The organism is Amycolatopsis sp. NPDC049252, assembly GCF_043197175.1.
Lineage (GTDB): Bacteria > Actinomycetota > Actinomycetes > Mycobacteriales > Pseudonocardiaceae > Amycolatopsis.
Window position 1 is genome coordinate 36,951 of sequence record NZ_JBICSQ010000019.1, and the last position, 18,093, is coordinate 55,043.

At 72.7% G+C, this 18,093-nt stretch carries 17 protein-coding genes; 6 read left to right on the top strand and 11 right to left on the bottom strand.

What is annotated here, in order from left to right; genetic code table 11:
* Positions 1-30: 30 nt before the first annotated feature.
* Positions 31-474, top strand: a complete 444-nt coding sequence (locus ACGFMK_RS21845) for an ATP-binding protein (protein ID WP_392765945.1) — start codon at positions 31-33, stop codon at positions 472-474.
* On the opposite strand, the gene ACGFMK_RS21850 is transcribed toward ACGFMK_RS21845, so the two are convergent.
* Positions 471-884, bottom strand: a complete 414-nt coding sequence (locus tag ACGFMK_RS21850; protein WP_392765948.1) for an STAS domain-containing protein — start codon at positions 882-884, stop codon at positions 471-473. The two genes, ACGFMK_RS21845 and ACGFMK_RS21850, sit on opposite strands and share 4 nt — an antisense overlap.
* Before the next feature lie 202 nt (positions 885-1,086).
* Positions 1,087-1,917 (bottom strand): TauD/TfdA dioxygenase family protein, encoded by an 831-nt coding sequence (locus ACGFMK_RS21855; protein WP_392765951.1) that lies wholly within the window; start codon positions 1,915-1,917, stop codon positions 1,087-1,089.
* Between the two features lie 123 nt (positions 1,918-2,040).
* On the opposite strand from ACGFMK_RS21855, the gene ACGFMK_RS21860 reads away from it, so the two are divergent.
* The gene (locus ACGFMK_RS21860) at positions 2,041-3,033 is read left to right on the top strand and encodes a methyltransferase (RefSeq protein WP_392765953.1); all 993 of its coding nucleotides are present in this window, start codon (positions 2,041-2,043) and stop codon (positions 3,031-3,033) included.
* Positions 3,034-3,830: 797 nt separating this feature from the next.
* Here the strand turns inward: ACGFMK_RS21860 and ACGFMK_RS21865 are convergent.
* From ACGFMK_RS21865 to ACGFMK_RS21895, 7 genes are all read right to left on the bottom strand, one after another.
* On the bottom strand, positions 3,831-5,066 hold the full coding sequence (locus tag ACGFMK_RS21865; RefSeq protein WP_392765956.1) for an FAD-dependent oxidoreductase: 1,236 nt from the start codon (positions 5,064-5,066) through the stop codon (positions 3,831-3,833).
* The gene (locus ACGFMK_RS21870) at positions 5,066-6,724 is read right to left on the bottom strand and encodes a prenyltransferase/squalene oxidase repeat-containing protein (protein ID WP_392765958.1); all 1,659 of its coding nucleotides are present in this window, start codon (positions 6,722-6,724) and stop codon (positions 5,066-5,068) included. Before ACGFMK_RS21870 ends, ACGFMK_RS21865 begins: the two co-directional genes overlap by 1 nt.
* Positions 6,721-7,731 (bottom strand): UbiA family prenyltransferase, encoded by a 1,011-nt coding sequence (locus ACGFMK_RS21875; RefSeq protein ID WP_392765961.1) that lies wholly within the window; start codon positions 7,729-7,731, stop codon positions 6,721-6,723. The genes ACGFMK_RS21870 and ACGFMK_RS21875 overlap by 4 nt, the downstream gene beginning before the upstream one ends.
* Before the next feature lies 1 nt (position 7,732).
* On the bottom strand, positions 7,733-8,731 hold the full coding sequence (locus tag ACGFMK_RS21880) for a polyprenyl synthetase family protein (protein ID WP_392765963.1): 999 nt from the start codon (positions 8,729-8,731) through the stop codon (positions 7,733-7,735).
* The gene (locus tag ACGFMK_RS21885; RefSeq protein WP_392765966.1) at positions 8,728-9,711 is read right to left on the bottom strand and encodes an aminotransferase class I/II-fold pyridoxal phosphate-dependent enzyme; all 984 of its coding nucleotides are present in this window, start codon (positions 9,709-9,711) and stop codon (positions 8,728-8,730) included. The genes ACGFMK_RS21880 and ACGFMK_RS21885 overlap by 4 nt, the downstream gene beginning before the upstream one ends.
* A gap of 340 nt (positions 9,712-10,051) precedes the next feature.
* The gene (locus ACGFMK_RS21890) at positions 10,052-11,212 is read right to left on the bottom strand and encodes a glycosyltransferase (protein WP_392765969.1); all 1,161 of its coding nucleotides are present in this window, start codon (positions 11,210-11,212) and stop codon (positions 10,052-10,054) included.
* Complete coding sequence (locus ACGFMK_RS21895; RefSeq protein ID WP_392765972.1) at positions 11,203-11,967, bottom strand: FkbM family methyltransferase; 765 nt, start codon at positions 11,965-11,967, stop codon at positions 11,203-11,205. The genes ACGFMK_RS21890 and ACGFMK_RS21895 overlap by 10 nt, the downstream gene beginning before the upstream one ends.
* A 222-nt stretch (positions 11,968-12,189) precedes the next feature.
* Here ACGFMK_RS21895 and ACGFMK_RS21900 point away from each other — a divergent pair, with 222 nt between their 5' ends.
* Positions 12,190-12,597: an Lsr2 family protein gene (locus ACGFMK_RS21900; protein ID WP_323331290.1), complete on the top strand. Its 408-nt coding sequence runs from the start codon at positions 12,190-12,192 to the stop codon at positions 12,595-12,597.
* Positions 12,598-12,763: 166 nt separating this feature from the next.
* Here the strand turns inward: ACGFMK_RS21900 and ACGFMK_RS21905 are convergent, their stop codons facing one another.
* The gene (locus ACGFMK_RS21905; protein ID WP_392765975.1) at positions 12,764-13,348 is read right to left on the bottom strand and encodes a TetR/AcrR family transcriptional regulator; all 585 of its coding nucleotides are present in this window, start codon (positions 13,346-13,348) and stop codon (positions 12,764-12,766) included.
* A gap of 205 nt (positions 13,349-13,553) precedes the next feature.
* On the opposite strand from ACGFMK_RS21905, the gene ACGFMK_RS21910 reads away from it, so the two are divergent.
* The 3 genes from ACGFMK_RS21910 to ACGFMK_RS21920 are packed head-to-tail and all read left to right on the top strand — an operon-like array spanning position 13,554 to position 17,138.
* Positions 13,554-14,006: a (2Fe-2S)-binding protein gene (locus ACGFMK_RS21910; protein ID WP_392765977.1), complete on the top strand. Its 453-nt coding sequence runs from the start codon at positions 13,554-13,556 to the stop codon at positions 14,004-14,006.
* Complete coding sequence (locus ACGFMK_RS21915) at positions 13,993-14,955, top strand: FAD binding domain-containing protein (protein WP_392765980.1); 963 nt, start codon at positions 13,993-13,995, stop codon at positions 14,953-14,955. The genes ACGFMK_RS21910 and ACGFMK_RS21915 overlap by 14 nt, the downstream gene beginning before the upstream one ends.
* Positions 14,952-17,138 (top strand): xanthine dehydrogenase family protein molybdopterin-binding subunit, encoded by a 2,187-nt coding sequence (locus tag ACGFMK_RS21920; protein ID WP_392765982.1) that lies wholly within the window; start codon positions 14,952-14,954, stop codon positions 17,136-17,138. Before ACGFMK_RS21915 ends, ACGFMK_RS21920 begins: the two co-directional genes overlap by 4 nt.
* Here ACGFMK_RS21920 and ACGFMK_RS21925 read toward each other — a convergent pair.
* On the bottom strand, positions 17,126-18,025 hold the full coding sequence (locus tag ACGFMK_RS21925; RefSeq protein WP_392765985.1) for an NAD(P)H-binding protein: 900 nt from the start codon (positions 18,023-18,025) through the stop codon (positions 17,126-17,128). The two genes, ACGFMK_RS21920 and ACGFMK_RS21925, sit on opposite strands and share 13 nt — an antisense overlap.
* Positions 18,026-18,093 lie beyond the last annotated feature (68 nt).

An 18,093-nucleotide genomic window follows, 5' to 3' on the forward strand; every position in this document is an offset into this window, starting at 1 on the left:
TGGGTGCGCGCCCTCGGGAGGAGTCGTATCGTGCCGGTGAACTGGACCTTGGCGGACCAGCCAGGCTGGCAGACCCTGGACGTGGCCGGCGCCGACCCGTCCGGCCTGGCCGAAGCCCGGATGTGGGCCGAGTCGCAGCTGACCGCACTCGGCGAACTGCATCGCCTGGACGCGCTGCTGATCGCCGGAGAGCTGCTGGACAACGCCTACCTGCACGCCGGCGGCCCGGTGGAGCTGCGGCTGCGCCGGACGTCGTGGCCGTGCGAGGTGACCGTCGCCGTCGCGGACGTCGGCACCGGCGAGCCGCGGCTGCGGGTCCCGACGCGGGACGGCGGCCGCGGCCTGCGGGTGGTCGACCGGCTGTGCCTGGTGTGGGGCGTGAGCCACCACGACGACGGCAAGCTCGTCTGGGGCCGCCTGCAGTGCGCGGCCTCGGACGAGCCGTGCCCGCGGGCCTGGGCGAGCCGGAACTAGCGGGACGTCAGTCCCGGCAGGAGCGCCAGCCAATCGAGCGCCGCGGCGAGGTCGCCGTGCACCGGCAGGACCCGCTCGAGACCGAGGACCGTCAGCGGGCGCAGCACCGCGCGGCTGCGGGTGACCACCGCGAACGGCACCCCGGCCGCGTGCGCGTCGGAGGCGGCGTTGATCAGCACGGTCAGCGCGCGGGCGGCGCAGAACGTCACGGCCGAGGCGTCGACCACGAGGACGCGCGGCCGGAGGCCGAGCTCCCGCTCGATGATTTCGGCGAGGTGACCGATGACACTGACGTCGAGCTCACCGGTGGCCGACACCACAGCCGATTCGGCGGTCGTGGTCACGGCGAAGGTCGCGATGGGTGCCTGAACTGCGGGATCTCTGAGCCGGGGCAGCGGAACAGCGGACATGGCAAAAGCCTCCTGGGTAAACCGTGAGGCCAAACCGCTCGTGCACCAGTCCAGTCCCACACCGGCCCCGAATTCGGGGCCGTGGGTCTCGGGGTGCGACGGCTGCCAGGTTGAACCGCTGCCTACCGACCGTACCGCACACCTGTGCGAACCACCGTGTGACCTGTTCGTCGCAACAGCTCACGACGGCGTGTCGGCGGCTTCAGCGTGACGTCGCCGCGCTGAGGCCGGCTCCTTCGTGGTGCGGCCAGCGCGGCTGCTCGCCCGTCGGCTTGTCACCCAGGATCGTCACGCGGCGGCCCACCCGGCGGCCGGTGTAGTCGTTGACCGCGTAGTGCTGGGTGGCCCGGTTGTCCCAGACCGCGATCGCCCCGGGCCGCCAGTGGTACCGGCAGACGCGCTGCGGGCTTTCGGACACCTCGTACAGCTGGGCCAGCAGGGCCGCGCTCTCCCCCGGCGTCAGCTGCGGGATCCGGCGGGTGAACATGCGGTTCACGTACAGGGACCTGCGGCCCGTCTCGGGGTGCGTGCGCACCACCGGGTGTTCGGCCTCACTGCGGAACGATCCGTTGGGGTGCTCGAAGACGTGGATCGCCGTCAGGCCGTCCACCAGGTCCCGCACCGGCGCGGAAAGCGCTTCGTACGCGAGGTACTGGTTGCTCCACATCGTGTCCCCGCCCGCCGGCGGGCATTCGACGAGCTGCAGCACGGACGCGATCGGCGGTGACGGGCTGAACGTGACGTCGGTGTGCCAGACGTCGGCGCGGGCGCCCTGGTCGGAGTCGAGCACCACGAGTTCGTCGTGGCCCGGCAGCTTCGGCAGGAACGGGTGCACCTCCAGCTCCCCGAACCGGCGGCCGAACGCCTTGTGCGCCTCGGGATCGAGCCCGGCGGCGTCGGGGAAGAACAGCACGAGGTGGGTCAGCAGGAGGTCCCGCACCGCGGCGAAGGCGGCGTCGGAAAGCTGCGCCAACGGGACCCCGCGCACCTCCGCGCCGAGCGCTCCCGAAATCGGCCGGACGTCGAACTCCATGATTGTTCCTTTCGTTTTCCGGGCAGGACTGAATAGCGTTTCGCCGCACAAAAGAATGGTTGACCGCAGTGGATTCCGGTGCCATCGTGGTGGGGCCCGGTCACCCCCGCCGAAAGGACGCCGATGCCGAACGACGCCGCCGCCGAGCTCGCCCGCCTGGTCGACCTGGCGACCCCGTTCGCGATCCGCGCCGCCGTCGCGCTGCGGCTGCCCGAACTGGTCGCCGGCGGCACCACGACGACCGCGGACCTGGCCGCGACCAGCGGATCCGACGCCGATTCGCTGGACCGCCTGTTGCGGCACCTGGTGAACGTCGGCCTCTTCGCGGTCGAGGATGGCGAGTACGCCCTCACCGATCTTTCGCGGGAGCTGCTGAGTGAGCAGCAGCGCTGGCAGCGCGGCTGGCTCGCCCTCGACGGCCCGGGCGCGAAAATGGACCTCGCCTACAGCGGAATGCTGCATTCGGTCCGCACCGGCGAATCCGCGTACGGTCACGCGCACGGCGTCGATTTCTGGACCGACTACCAGCGCGACGAAAAACTGCGGTTGTTCTTCGGCGCGATCATGGCCGCACACGCCTGGCAGACCGGCCCGGCGGTGGCCGCCGACTACGACTGGACCGCGGTGAACCGGGTCCTCGACGTCGGCGGCGGCATCGGTGCGCTGCTGAGCGAGGTCCTGCTGAAGCACCCGCACCTGCACGGCGCGGTGCTGGACCTGCCGCCGGTGCGCCCGGAAGCCGAGCAAGCCCTGGCCGACGCGGGCCTGGCCGGCCGCGCGGAGTTCGTCGGCGGCAGCTTCTTCGACCCGCTGCCCACGGGGTACGACGTCCTGCTGGTCTCGCGGGTGCTGACGGATTGGAACGACGAGGACGCCGCGAAGATCCTCCGTCGCTGCGCCGAAACCGGCGCGCGCGTGGTCGTCGTCGAGGTACTGGCCGGAACCGAGCACGCGAAGAACAACTCGTCGTTCGACCTGCAGTCCCTGACCTTGCTGGGCGGCCGGGAGCGCACCATCGACGACTTTCACGCGCTGGCCGCGTCGGCCGGGCTCGCGGTCCGCGGCACGCACGAGGGTCAGGGCGGGTTGGTCGTCGTGGAGTGCGTCGCCGTTTGAGGGAAATGCGGCCCGGCCGGGAAGTCCTCGGCCGGGCCCACGGCCCACGCCACACACCACGGCCACCAGACCGCTGCAGCCTGGCTGAACCGCGCCCCCATGCACGAACGCCACGGCAGCTTGATTGCCGTGGAAAGCGCTGCCGCCTGAGGAAAGCGCAGCCCGGCCGGGAAGTCCTCGGCCGGGCCCACGGCCCACGCCACACACCACGGCCACCAGACCGCTGCAGCCTGGCTGAACCGCGCCCTCATACACGAACGCCACGGCGGCTTGGATGTCGTGGAGTGCGCTGCCGCCTAAGGAAAGCGCGACCCGGCCGGGAAGTCCTCGGCCGGGCCCGCGGTCCGCGGCACACACCAACTCCGCCCGACCGCCGCAGCCTGGCTGAACCGCGCCCCCATGCACGAACGCCACGGCGGCTTGGATGTCGTGGAGTGCGCTGCCGCCTAAGGAAAGCGCAGCCCGGCCGGGAAGTCCTCGGCCGGGCCCGCGGTCCACGGCACACACCACGGCCACCAGGCCGCTGCATGGCTGAAGCGCGAGCCGGCCGACCAATCCACACACGAAGGCCAAAGAGGCCAGGTTGTCGTGGAGTGCGACCCGGCCGAGAAAACCCCACCCCGGCCCGCGGTCCGCGGCACACACCCCGGCCACCAGGCCGCTGCGGAAGACATCGCCGCCCGCCTGAAACGCGAGCCAGCCGGGCTCACGGCCCGCGGCACACGTCAACTCCGCCCGACCCCCGCCGCGGAAAACACCACCGACCGGCCGAACCGCGAGCCAGCTGCCTGTGGAGGTCACGCCCAGGCCGGGAGGCGGCGGGCCCGCGGGTCCGGCAGCACGCCCAGCTGGTGCAGCCGGTCCACCGGAGTCAGCGGGTGCACACCCAGGCCGGACATCGTGTGCATCACCGTGTAGCGGATTCTGTGGTTGCCGCCCGTGCCGCGTAGCGCCCGGCGGCCCGCCACCCGCCCGACCCACGACAGGTCCGTGATCATCCGGGCCGCGTTGTGGCTCGTGCGGCCGATCTGCGTCAGGTTCTCGCGGCGGGCCACGTCGTAGCGGGCCAGCGCGTGGTCGACGACCGCCGGGGCCAGCGAACCGCCCTGGCGCAGCATCGACGCCAGCGCGTGCGCGTCCGCGACGGCGCTGTTCATGCCCTGCGCGGCCATCGGGTGCACGGCGTGGCCGCTCTCCCCGACCAGCGCCAGCCCGGGCACGGCCAGCGCGCCGGCCAGGAACCGTGACACCGGCAGCAGCTGGCGGCCGCCGAGGTTCGCGTGGATCGCGTCCGCCAGCGGCGCGAGGGCGGGCGTCCCGCTCACCAAGCCGTCCGCCCACGACGCCAACCCGGCAGCGTCCAGACCGCGCAGCTCGTCCGCGCCCACCTGGGCGTAGAGCCGCACCCGGCCGCCAGGCAGCGGGTAGCGCAGCCGCAGGCCGCGTTCGGTCACGTACGCCGAGAAGTCCGCCTCCACCGAGGGCGCGCCGTGCAGCTCGAACGCCGCCAGCCGGTGCGGGTAGTCCTGCCGGCTCGCCTCGATCCCCGCCTCACGCCGGAGCCGCGACGAGATCCCGTCGGCCGCCACCACCAACGCCGCGTCGACGACCTCGTCGGCCAGCCGCACGCCGGTCACCCGTCCGCCCGACCGCACCAGGCCGCCGACGAGCACCCCGCGCCGGAAGTCCACTGTGGACGGGAGTGCCGCGGTCAGCGCGGCGAGGATCGCCGGGTAGTCGTGGGCCAGCAGCCAGGGCCGCTCGACCGGCAGCCGCCCGTACTCCAGGGCCATCTGCGGCGCGCCCCCGGCGTCCCGCGCGACCAAGGTGCCCAGCTTCAACGCCCCGTCCGGTGCCGCACCCCACTCGTCGAGGATCGCCAGCGACCCGGGTTGCAGCACCTCGCCCTTCGCGACCGGCTTCACGGCGTCCTGCTTCTCGGCCAGCAGCACGCGGTGCCCGAGCCGGCCCAGCGCGCACGCGGCGGCCAGCCCGGCGACCCCGGCGCCGCAGACGACGACGTCGTACCTCATCAGCCGGCCACCTTCCGGTAGCGGGCCAGGGCTTTCAGCGCGAGGCCGTGGGCGAGTGCCGGGTTCGGGTAGCGGCAGACGTGCCGCACGTACTCGTTGACGCTCGCCGCGGCCCACCCACCGCCGGGTTCCCGCTGTGCCAGCAGCCATTCGACGCCGGGCCGGACGACCTCGGGACCGGCCCCCGCGGCCAGCAGCGCCGAGACCGCCCAGCCGGTCTCCTCGACCGTGCCGGGGTCACCCGCGCCGGTGCCCCACGAGCCGTCGGCGAGCCGCGTCCGTTCGAGCCACTCACGCGCGCGCCGCGCGGGGAGCGCGTCCGCCTGCCCCGCCTTCGCGAACGTCTGCAGCACGGCGGACGTCCCGGCGGTGTGCATCCGGTACCAGACGGACTCGAAACTGCCGTCGGGCCGCTGCGCCTTGGCGAACCAGCTCAGCGCCCGGCGCACCCGGCGGTCGTCGGCCGGGACGCCGGAGTCGAGCAGCCCGTCGACGGCCTGCGCGGTCATGTGCGGGCACGGGCCGCTGTTGGCCACCTTGGTGTTGCGCACGCACAGCCCCCACGAGCCGCGGGTGTCCTGCTGCAGCGTCAGCCAGGTGACGCCGCGGCGGATCGCGCCGGCCTGGTCGTCGCCGGGCAGGTGGCACAGCGCCGAGACGATCTCGCCGGTCTCCAGCGTCGCCGGCCAGCCGCGGGTGCCCGACCAGCCCCAGAACCCGGGCGGGCAGCCGAACGCCGTGAACGGGCGATCCTGTTGCAGGCGAAGGAAAAGCTCCTTGACGGACGTCAGTCGGGGATCACCCGCGTAACCGGCTTCGAGCAGGCCCGCCGTGGCGTACATCGACCACGTCAGGTCCAGCGGCCCGCTCGCCCACGAGCCGTCGGGCGCCATCATCCGCCGGAACCAGCCGACGGCGGCGGTGACCATGTCGTCGCCGAGCCCGGCCCGGGCCAGCCCGGCGCAGACCAGGCCGGTCACCCAGGCGTCCTCGCACCACGCGCCGGTGCTGCCTTCGTGCTCGTAGACCTGGCGGATCGCGGCCAGCGCGTTCGGCTCGGCCTTCCGGGACAGCGTTTTCTGCAGGCGGGTCAACGGCTTGTGCCGCGTCTGGGCGAGGCCGAGCGCGTACACCATCGGCACGCGCAGGTCGAACAGCTTGCGGGACAGGCCGGGCAGCAGCGCGAGTTCCAGCGGGAACCGGCGCATGTCCTCGGGCGCGAGCCAGCCCGCGAAACCGTAGAACTGGCGGCACCACGCGACGACCTCCGCGTGCGGGATCGCCTCCAGGCCGCCGGACTCGCGCATCCAGCGCTGCCCCGCGTCGACCTCCGCGGCGTTGCTTTCGGGACCGGTCAGGTGCAGCACCGCCGAGGCCACCGCGGTCGGCCCGGCTTCGGACGCCTCGCCGGGCACCATCGCCCAGCCGCCGTCTTCGGCCTGGGTGCGCTTGAGCCAGCCGACCCCCGCCTCGATCAGGTCGGCCGCGCCGCCGGGGTCGGCGAAGTGCAGCGCGCACACCGCGCCGACCGTGCCGAGCGTCGAGGTGAGGCTGCTGCCGCCGTAGTCGAACACACCGTCCGCGCGCTGGGCCGCGAACAGCGCTTCGGCGCCTTCGGCGATCGCCTCGGTGAGCTGGTCGGCGCGCACGGACGTCATGCGGTGTCCTCTCTCCCGGCCGGGGCCGGGAATTCGTGGCGGGAGCGCATCAAAGCCTGGGTGACGAGCGAGAAGGCCAGCACCGGCGCGGCCAGCGCGAGCGCGAAGCGCGCACCGGCCGCTCCGGCGACGACGGCGGCGGCGAGCACCAGCCGTTCGGCGACGAGCAGTTCGTGGGCCCGCAACGCGGTCCGCGCGGGAACGGAATCCCGGCGCGGCAACGGAAGGAACGCGGCCGCGCCGATGGCCGCCGCCACCGCGGTCAGCACGACCTGGGCGAGCCAATCGTCCGCGATGACCGAACCCAGCGCGATCAGGACAACCCCGGCGGCGTACAGCCCGAGCGCGAGCCGGACCGCGTGCCGGAACCCGCGCTCGACCGGCACCGAGCGATAGCCACCCGCGCGGTCGCCGTCGACGTCGCGCAGCGTGCCGACGAGGTTGGACGCCGTGTCGTGCAGCAGGAACCCGGCCGCGACCGGCAGCAACGCCCACGGCGGCCAGGGCGCGGCGACCATCGCGCCGATCGTCAGGGCCAGGGCGGTCAGGAAGCCGCGGGAGGCGTTGCCGGCCAGGCCGCGTTTCTTGAACACCTTGCTGTAGCCGACGATCCCGGCCATGGCCACGGCGAACAGCGGGACGATCCGCCAGTTCGCCGTCACGAGCAGGACGGCCGACGCCGCCGCGCACGCGAGCCCGCCGCCGAGCGCCGCTTCGGCCGACAGCCGGCCCGACGGGATCGGCCGGTGCGGCTTGCCGATCGCGTCGAGCCCGCGGTCGAAGTAGTCGCCGAGGTAGTGCCCCGACAGCCAGCCGAGCGCGGGTGCGACGGCGGCGACGAGCAGCACCGCGGCGCCGGTGCCGCCCGCGACCACGGCCCCGGCGAGGCCGAGGAGTGCCGGGTAGCACGTGGTGTAGGGCCGCCACGTCTGCACGTGGGCGACGGTGGCGCGCCCGGCCCGGCGCAGGAGGACGGCCGTCGCCGGCGCACCCGAGGCGGTGGTCACGTCAGTGGTCCCGGTTCACGGCGAGGTCGGCGATCGCGGCCAGCAGCCCGGCGGCGCCGGTGACCGGCAGGACACCGAGATCCGCCGTGGCCCGCGCGGCTTCCTCGCGAGCACCCGCCACGGCCAGCTCGAGGGCACCGCCGGAAACGAGCACCTCCCGCAGCGTCTCGTACGCCGCCTCGGCACGCAGCTCGCCGGACAACGCGCGCTCGACGCCGCGGCGCTCGGCCGCCGTGCCTTCGCGGTGCGCGAGCAGCACGGGGTAGGTCGGGCGGAGGTTGGCGGCGTCACTCGTCCCGGGTTTGCCGGTGACGGCCGGATCGGCGAGGAACGGCAGCAGGTCGTCGTACATCTGGAAGGCCAGGCCCGCGTGCTCGGCGAACGCCGTGACGACGTCGGCCTGCGCGGCCGAGCCGCCGCCCAGCAGGGCCCCGGCCCGGCAGGCGCCGCGGAAGAGCGCGCCGGTCTTGAGCGAGGCCATCTCGAGGTAGGCGTCGAGGCCGCTGCCCGGCACCCCCGGGCCCGGCGGCACGAGCAGCGCCTCCTGGACCTGGCCGCGGCACAGGTCTTCGCCCGCCTGGGCCAGCACGCGCACCGCGGCGACGACGGCGGCGTCCGGCGCCGCGCAGTCGGCGACCGCGCCGAACAGGCCGAGGATCAGCGCGTCCCCGGTGACGATGGCGTCGGCCACGCCGTAGCGCGCGTGCACCGACGCACGGCCGCGGCGCAGGTCGTCACCGTCGATGATGTCGTCGTGCACCAGGGAGGCGACGTGCAGGTATTCGACGGCGAGCGCGGCGGGCAGCACGTCCTCCCGCGCCCCGCCGACGGCCTCGGCCGAGGCCACGAGCAGCAGGGGCCGCAGCAGCTTGCCCGGCGAGAGCAGGGCGTAGCGGGCGATCTCGTCGAGGCGGTCGCCGGTGGCGGGCCGCTGTTCGAGGGCCCGGCGCACGTCGGCGGCGACCGAGGCGGATTTCGGGTCGCTGATCAGCGCGGTCATCCGGCGAACTCCTTGGCCAGCATCAGGACGGCGTCGTTGGCTTCGGGCGTGCCGGTGCTCACCCGCACCCCGGCCCCGCCGATCTCCCGGACCGCGACGCCGTGCGCGGCCAGGTGGTCCACAAAGGACTTGTTGCGCTCGCCGAGCCGCAGCCACAGGAAGTTCCCGCCGCTGGCCGGCACGTCCCAGCCCAGCTCCAGCAGGCCCGCGCGCACGCGGTCGCGTTCGGCGGCGACTTCGGCACAGCGCTCCCGCATGACGTCGTCCGCCTGCAGCGCCGCGAGCGCGGCCGCCTGTCCGATGGTCGGGACGCGGTAGAACGGCAACGTCGGCCGCAGCGCGGCGGCCACCGGTTCGGCCGCGACGAGGTACCCGACCCGCAGGCCGAGCAGGCCGTGGGACTTCGAGAACGTCCGGACGACGGCGACCCGCTCGTCGGCCAGCTCGAGACCGTCGGCGACCTCGGCCGGGTCGGCGAACTCGCGGTAGGCCTCGTCGACCAGCACGAGCACGTGCGGCGGCAGCGCGTCGAGGAACGCCCGGAGTGCGTTCGCCCCCAGCACTTCCCCGGTCGGGTTGTTCGGGTTGCACAGCAGCACGACCCGCGTCTCCGGGGTGACGGCCGCGGCGAGCGCGGCCAGGTCCTGGCGGTCGCCTGGCGAGGGCACCGCGACCGGCTCGGCGAACGCGTTGCGGATCAGCAGCGGGTACAGCTCGAACGACGGCCAGGCGTGCACCACCCGCCCGGTCCCGGCGTGCGCCGTCAGGAACTGCTGGAGCAACGCCCCGGATCCGGCGCCGGCCACCACCCGGGCCGGGTCGAGCCCATGCCGCCGGGCGATTTCCGTGGTCAGCCCGGTGGCCAGCGCGTCGAGCGTGCGGTGGATGTCGCCGAGGCTTTCTTCGATCGCGCGACGCACTCCCGGCAGGGGTGCGGAATGGTTTTCGTTCAACGAGAGCTGATGTTCGATCTCGGGCACGTGGTCAGCCTTTCCCGCACCGTGCGCGGGCCATTTCCGCCCGGCGCCGAATTTCGGATTGCCGCCACTTCGAGTGTGCTGCTCACCGGAACACGGTGTCAAGACGTCGTCCGCCTTCTGTCCACCAGCAGGGGAAACCGGTCAGAAGCGGCTCATTCCCTAGGGAAACGACCAGACTTTCCGTGCTCCGCGAAGAATCGATCAGCACAATTGCGTAGAATCGCGCGCGACACGGAAACAATCGTGCAACACCCGGGAAACGCCGCATTTCCCGATGCACTCGGCGCAACGCGGCGAGGACGTCAAAGCCGGACAGCCCCCCGCGAACCCTCCGCTGCGCTCAGCGCAACGCGGCCAGATCCCCGGCGAGAACGTCGAACCCGGGCAGCTCCCGCACCACACCCGCGAACTCCGCCGCCCGGCCACGAAACTCCGGCGCAAGCACCCGCAGACACGCCGAACCCAGCACCTCGGGCGACGCCTCGGCCGGGTCCACGGCCACCCCGAGCCCCAGCTCGGCGATCCGGCGGGCGTTGGCCGGCTGGTCGGCGAACAGCGGCAGCACCACCATCGGCGTCCCCGCGCGCAGCGCCTCCTGGACGCCGCCGAACCCGCCGTGGGACAGGAAGAGCGACGCGCGGCCGAGCAGCCTCGACTGCGGTGCGAACGGCACGATCCGGACGTTCGACGGCCGTGGCCCGGTCCACTCGCCGGGGCCGGTGGACAGCACCGCCGGCCCCGGCAGCTCGCCGAGGGCCAGCGCCATCGCCGCCAGCAACCGGGACGCTTCGGGCACCACGGTGTGTGCGACCGTGCCCAACCCGGCGACGGCCAGCGGGGCGAAGTCGTCGTGGCCGGGATCGTCGGGGCGGTAACACCGCAGCGACGGCACGGGCTCCGGGTACCACCGGGCCGGGACGACCGAGGCGAGCAGACCGTCGTTCGGCCGTGCGGGGTCATCGGCCACGGGAGCGCCCAGGGCGGCCAGCTCGGCGTTGAGCGTGTCGTGCAGGAACGGCAGGTGCGCGGCGGTGCCCGGCGCGATGTCGAGCACCGCGCGTGGCAGCCCGAGCTTGACCGCGGCCAGGTAACCGCCGAACTCGTTGCACTCCCGCACGAGCACGTCCGGCCGCCACCGCCGCGCCGCCGTGATCAGGTCACGCGCGAAGATCCCCGCCAGCGGCCCGGCGAACGCCTTGGTCAGCGCGCCCGGTTCCTCGCGGGCGCGGGCGGTGTCGGCCGCTTCCTCGTCCTCGGCGCCCGGCATGCCGGGGCTCGACAGCACGGCGGGGTCGGCCAGGAGCTGCTCCAGCGTGCGCACGTGCGGCAGCGGCAGGTGCTCGATGCCGTGGCGCGCCAGGTCGTCCGCCATCGCCGGGGCGGTGGCGACGGCGACGGCGTGCCCGGCCCTTTGCAGCGCCTTCGCCACCGGCACGAGCACCGGCACCAGGTGCGAGTAATAGGGCAAGCAGGTCAGCAGGATCCGCGCGCTCACCGCCACGCCCGCACGGTTTCGGTGTCCAGCCCGGCGAGCACGCCCTCGGGGCGCGCGGCGGTGACGGTGAAGCCGCGCTCGCCCAGCAGCGCGCGAAGGCGCGGCCCGTCGTGCTGCGTCTCCAGCACGACCTGCCGGATCCGTGGCCAGTCGGTTTCCGCGATTCCGGCGAGCACGTCCGCCTCCGCGCCTTCGACGTCGATCTTCAGCAGGTCGACAGGTCCGGTGAAGCCCGTCCGCGAGAGCACGTCCGAAAGGGGTTCGACCGGCATCCGCACTTCACGGACCGTCGCGAAAAGGCGCTCGCGGTATTCCCGTTCGGCCGCCGTTCCCGGCAGCCGGCCGACCTCGGCCTTGAGGTCCGGGTAGCGCGTCGAATTGCCCGGCAGGTCTTCGAAATAGGTGAAGACGACCTCGGGCTCGGCCCGCGCGCCGAGCGCCGCCCGCAGCGGGGTGACGCCGAGGCAGCCGTGCCGGCCGAGATTCGCTTCCAGGGCGGCGTAGGTCGCGGGCATCGGCTCGATCGCGAGGACACGGGCGTTCGGGTACCGCGTTTTGACGTAGAGGCTGAACAGCCCGACGTTGGCCCCGGCGTCGACCACCACGGCGTCCTCGCCGAGGGTGATCCCGCCTTGCAGGTAGCAGTTGCCGTGGAAGATCTCGTCGTGGATGAAGCCGATCTCCGCCGTGTCCCCTGACGTGCTCTGCGGCACGTAGCAGCCGAAACCGGTTTCGAGTTCGACGTACCGAAGCGGTGTCATCGGGTCATCCTCGCCGTTCGCCCGGCTCCGGACCACCCGCTACCCGCCGAAGTGTGGGTGGATCCGGAGACAAACGGCGAATTCCACCGGCACTTGATCGGCTCGAGCCGGTCGAATACATACGCGCCGGTATGTCGGCTGCTACGATCCACAGTGGATCGGGCATTTATCGTGCGTTCGGTCACAGTCGCACTACGGACATCAACGTCAAGGAGTAGCCCCATGGCCCAGAAGGTCCTCGTCGAAATGCTGGACGACATCGACGGCAGCCCGGCCAGCCACACCGTTCCGTTCGGCCTCGACGGCGTCAGCTACGAGATCGACCTTTCGGACGACAACGCCGCCGCGCTGCGCGAGGAGCTCTCCCGGTTCATCGCGGCGGGCCGCAAGACCGGTGGCCGCAAGGTGCGCGTGGCGACCGGCCAGTCGACGGCCGCGAGCTCGGCCGACCGCGAGCGTTCCCGCGCGATCCGCGCCTGGGCCAACGAGAACGGCTACGACGTCTCCGAGCGGGGCCGCCTGTCCTCGGAGATCGTCAACGCCTACGACGAGGCTCAGCTGCAGGCCGCCGCCCCGGCTCCGGCCCGCAAGCGGGCGCCGCGCAAGAAGGTCGCCGCCGCGAAGAAGTAATGGCGTGCGCGCCGATCAGTGGGGAGAGATCGGGAAGGCCGGCCCACCGGCGGCGGGGACACCCCACTCGCCGCCGGTGGATTCCCCGGGCCGTTTTCCTTAAAGCGTGAACCGGACAGCCGTTGTCATTTCGCTGGTCACCGCGGCGGAAATACCCGCCGGGGATTCAGCGGCGGGGTCCGTCGCCGGGCGCGGCCATTCCCCGCCACAGCAGATCCGCCAGGTCCGCCGCGTGCCGCCGCCACTCCCCGTTCGGGTCGAGGTAGAGCAGGCCGCCGAGGCCGCGCAGCACCGTCACCGGGTCCAGGTCCGCGCGGACCGCGCCCGCCTCGACGTTCGCCTTCAGCAACGTCGTGACCGCGCCGACCATCGACTCGTACGCGCTCGCCGGCAGCTCGCCGCGGGACGCCGTCGCCGTGCGCAGGGCGTCCGCCAAGCCGCGCTTGGTCATCATGTAGTGCGCCAGGTGGTCGGTCGCCCAGACGCGGAACGCCTCGTGCGGCGCGTACTTGCCCAGCAGCACCGGCACGACGTCGACGAGGTGCCGCACCTCGCGTTCGTAGACCGCCAGGATCAGCGCCTCCGGGGTCGGGAAGTGCCGGTACACCGTGCCGACCCCGACTTCGGCGCGCTTCGCGATCGCGTTGAACGAGACGTCACCCGTGGCGGCGAGGGACTCGGCGGCCGCGACGAGGATGCGTTCGTGGTTGCGCCGGGTGTCCGCGCGCCGGGGGCTGACCGATCCCGTCATCGTCCCTCCCGGTGGTAGTCCGTCCAGGCTGAATGTAGTGCAGCAGAGCGCTGACCTGGAGCAACTCCAGCTTTCCGGCTCGTTGCGAAGCGGATTGTAATCCGCTAACCTCGCGAAGAGGTGAAGCGGATGAGTATCCGGTACACCTGGCTCCCACCACGACGCCGTTCAGGCTCCCACCCGGACGATCTGCGGAAAGAGACCAGTGGACATCTCCCTCCAAGTCAATGGCAGTACCGAGCACCTGGACGTCGATCCCGGCGTCACCCTGCTCGACGCGCTGCGCGAACGCCTCGAGGTCACCGGCCCGAAGAAGGGCTGCGACCGGGGCCAGTGCGGCGCCTGCACGGTGCACGTCGGCGGTAAGCCCGTGCTGTCGTGCCTCACCCTCGCGGCCGCCGTCAAGGAACCCGTGACCACCGTCGAAGGACTGTCCACAGGGGACGACCTGCACCCGGTGCAGCGGGCGTTCGTGGACCAGGACGCGCTGCAGTGCGGCTTCTGCACCTCGGGCCAGATCATGTCGGCGGTCGCGGCCGTCGAGCAGGACGTCACCGACGTGCGCGAGTTCATGTCCGGCAACATCTGCCGGTGCGCGGCCTACCCGAACATCGTCGCGGCCGTCGAACAGGCCAGGAGGGCCGATGCGTCCCTTTGAGCTGACCGCGCCCACCACCCTCGACGACGCGCTCGCCACGCCCGGCACGTTCCTGGCCGGCGGCACGACCCTCGTCGACCTGATGAAGCTGAACGTCCTCACCCCGCGGCACGTGCTGGACATCAACAACGTCCCGCTGCGCGGCATCGACACGGCCGACGGCCTACGGTTCGGCGCGCTGGAGCGGATGAGCGACATCGCCGCCCACCCCGGTGTGTACCCGGCGATCTCGCGCGCGCTGCTGCTGAGCGCGTCCCAGCAGATCCGGAACATGGCCAGCATCGGCGGGAACCTGCTGCAGCGCACCCGCTGCTCGTACTTCCGCGACGTCGCCACGCCGTGCAACAAGCGCGTGCCCGGCAGCGGCTGCCCGGCGCTCGAAGGCGCCAACCGGATGCACGCCATCCTCGGCACCAGTGACTCCTGCGCGGCGACGCACGCGAGTGACGTCGCCGTCGCCCTGGTCGCGCTCGACGCGGAACTGCGCCTGGCCGGCCCGGACGGCACCCGCACGGTGAAGCTCGGCGACTTCTACCGGCTGCCGGGTGACACGCCCGACGTCGAGAACGACCTGCGCACCGGTGAGCTGATCACCGAGGTCGTCGTCCCGAAGCTCGACTGGGCCGCGAACTCGACCTACGTCAAGGTGCGCGACCGGCAGTCCTACGAGTTCGCGCTGTGCTCGGCCGCGGTCGCGCTGGACGTCCGGGACGGCGTGGTCGCCGACGCCCGGATCGCCGTGGGCGGGGTCGGGACGGTGCCATGGCGGCTGCCCGCCGTCGAGGACGCCCTGCGCGGCAAGCCCGCGACGCAGGAGTCCTTCGAGGAGGCCGTGTCCGCGGCCGCCGAGGGCGCCCGGCCGCTGTCCGAAAACGCTTTCAAGGTGCCGCTGCTGAAGCGGACCCTCGTCCGCGCGTTGCTCGAACTGACCGAGGAGAGCACCCGATGACCGCCGCCCGTCTTGAAGCGCCGGTGAAGGTCACCGGCCGGGCCAAGTACGGCGCCGACCACCACTTCCCCGGCATGGTCTACGGCTACGTCGTGCTCAGCACGGTCGCCAACGCCGAGCTCGAAGCCATGGACGTCACCGCGGCGAAGAGCGCGCCGGGCGTGCTCGGCGTGTACTCGCCGTTCGACCCGCTGGAGCTGCGCACCCCGGTCTCGCCGCTGTTCGGCGAGACGTGGGTGCCCATGCAGACCAAGGAGGTCGCCTACTACGGCCAGGCGATCGGCTTCGTCGTGGCGGAGACGTTCGAGCAGGCCCGCGACGCGGCGATGCTCGTCGAGGTCACCTACCGCACCCGGCCGGCGCTGACCTCGCTCGAGGACGGCCTCGCCACCGCGGAGGACGCCCCGCCGGGGCGGGACGGCACGCCGTCCACGTTCGAGATCCTCGAAGACGGCGTCGAATCCTTCGACGACGCGCTGGCTTCGAGCCAGGTCGTGGTCGAGGCGACCTACCACACGGCGACGCAGAACCACGCCGCGATGGAGCCGCACTCGGCCGTCGCGGTCTGGGACGACGGCGAGCTGACCGTCTACAGCGGGAACCAGGGCGCGCACCTGCAGGCCCAGGAACTGGCGAGCGCGCTGCAGCTGGACGCCGAAGCCGTGCACACGCTGAACCCGTACGTCGGCGGCGCGTTCGGCGGCAAGGGCCGGACGTCCGCGCCGGCGTTCCTGGCCGCCGCCGCGGCCCGCGCCCTCGACCGGCCGGTGAAGGCCGCGCTCACCCGCGAGCAGGTGTTCACCGCCACCGCGGGCCGCGCGGCGACGGTCCAGAAGATGACGCTGGGCGCCGAACGCGACGGCACGCTCGTCGCCCTGCGCCACGACTCCTGGTGCAGCACCGACGTCCACCGCGCGTTCGTCGAGCCGACGTCGCACGGCACGTCCCGTGAGTGGTACGCCACCCGCAACCTGCACATCAGCCAGAAGGTGGTGCCGCTCAACATCCCGCCGACGACGTTCATGCGGGCCCCCGGCGAGGCACCCGGGTCGTTCGCGCTGGAGAGCGCGATCGACGAGCTGGCCGTCGCGCTCGACATGGACCCGATCGAGCTGCGCCAGAAGAACAACTCGACCGCCCCGCCGGGACACGACCTGCAGTGGTCGAGCAAGCACCTCGACGAGTGCTTCCAGATCGGCGCGCAGCGGTTCGGCTGGCAGCACCGGAAGCCGCACGGGCACACCGACGGCGACTGGCAGGTCGGCCTCGGCACGGCCACGGCGATGTTCCCCGCCCTGCGGTTCCCGGCGACCGTCGGCATCACGCTGCAGGACGACGACACGGCCGTCGTCGGCACGAGCGGCGCGGACCCGGGCACCGGCCTGCTGACCGTGCTTTCGCTGGTGGGCGGGGAATCGCTGGACATCGCGCCGGAGAAGATCGTGCCCAAGCTCGGCGACTCGGCGCTCCCGCCGGGCGGGCTGTCCGGCGGCTCGACCGCGACGGCGAGCGTCGGCACGGCCATCATGATCGCCGCGACGAAGGCCATCGACGAGCTGGTCGCGCTGGCGGCCGACCCGGGCGCGCCGTTCGAGGGCGCCGAGGTCACCTACGCCGACGGCCGGGTACTGGCCGACGGCAGGTCGATGACGTTCGGCGAGCTGCTGCGGGCCGTCGGCCGGAAGTCGCTGGAGGTCACCGGCTCGTCGGCCCCCGGCGAGGAGCTGACCAAGCACTCCTTCAGCTCGTTCGGCGCGCAGTTCTGCGAGGTCCGCGTGCACAAGTGGACGCGCGAGGTGCGGGTGTCCCGGATGCTCGGCGTCTTCGACACCGGCCGGATCATCAACGCGCGGGCGGCCCGCAGCCAGCTGATGGGCGGGATGATCTGGGGCGTGTCGGCCGCGCTGCACGAGGGCCTGGAGATCGAGGCCAGCGGCCGGCTCGCCAACGGCGACTTCGCGAGCTACCTGCTCCCGGTGAACGCGGACATCCCGGAGGTCGACGTCCACTTCGTCGAGTACCCGGACACGCTGCACAACGCCGTGGGCGCCAAGGGGCTCGGCGAGATCGGCACGGTCGGCATGGCCGCGGCCGTGGCCAACGCCGTCTACAACGCCACCGGCGTCCGGGTCCGCCACATCCCGATCACCATCGAGGACCTGCTGGCGGATCAGCCGGTGTAGAGCTCCTTGCGCCCGGCGACGAACCGTTCCACCGTCTGCGGCCGCTCCCCGGTGACACGCTCGACGTCATCGGTGGAGCGGTCGTAGCGGTTTTCGCGGTGCAGCTTCGCCATCGTCGCGATGTGCTGCTCGGTGTGCGGCGGCAAGCCCGCCTTCGCGAGCACCTCGGCGCGCCAGACGTCCAGCGGGACGTCCACATAGGACACCTCACGGCCGAGCGCCGCCGAGAACTCCGCCGCGACGCCGGTCAGGTCGAGCGTCCGCGGGCCGGTCAGCTCGTACACCCTCCCGACGTGCTCGCCCGGGTCACGCAGGATCGTCGCGACCACGCGGGCGACGTCGACCGCCGCGACCGGCGACGTCCGGCCCGTCCCGAACGGCAGTTCCAGCGTCCCGCGCTCACGGATCGACCGCGCGGCCAGCGTCGTGAACAGCGGGTTGTCCAGGAACGACGTCGGGCGCACATGCACCACGGGCAGCCCCGACCAGTCCAGCACCCGCTCCGAGAGCCAGTGCAGCCGCTGCTGGCGCGACTCCGCGGTACTGGTCGTGGTCATCTGGGACACCGTCATCTGCGACATGTCCACCAGCACGTCGAGGGAGCCGAGATCCTTCGCGACGGTGGCCAGCACGGTCGCGGCCAGCAGCTGGTCCGGTGAGACGCTGAGCCCGAAGTAGGCGCGGCCGGCGCCGTCGAGCGCGGCCGCCACGGTCTCGGGCCGGGTCAGGTCGCCGGTGACGACTTCCGCGCCCAGCGCCCGGACCTCGGCCGCCCGCTCGTCGTCGCGGCGGACCAGGACGCGCACCGGCCGGTCGTGCGCGCGCAGCCGCTCGGTGACGAGCCGGCCCACGCCGCCGGCGCCGGTGACGAGAACGAGATCGGCCATGGGTGCCTCCTAGCTCGCATGTTGTCACCTCATAGTGCCAGAAAGTCACGTCCATCTGCTGAGTTGCG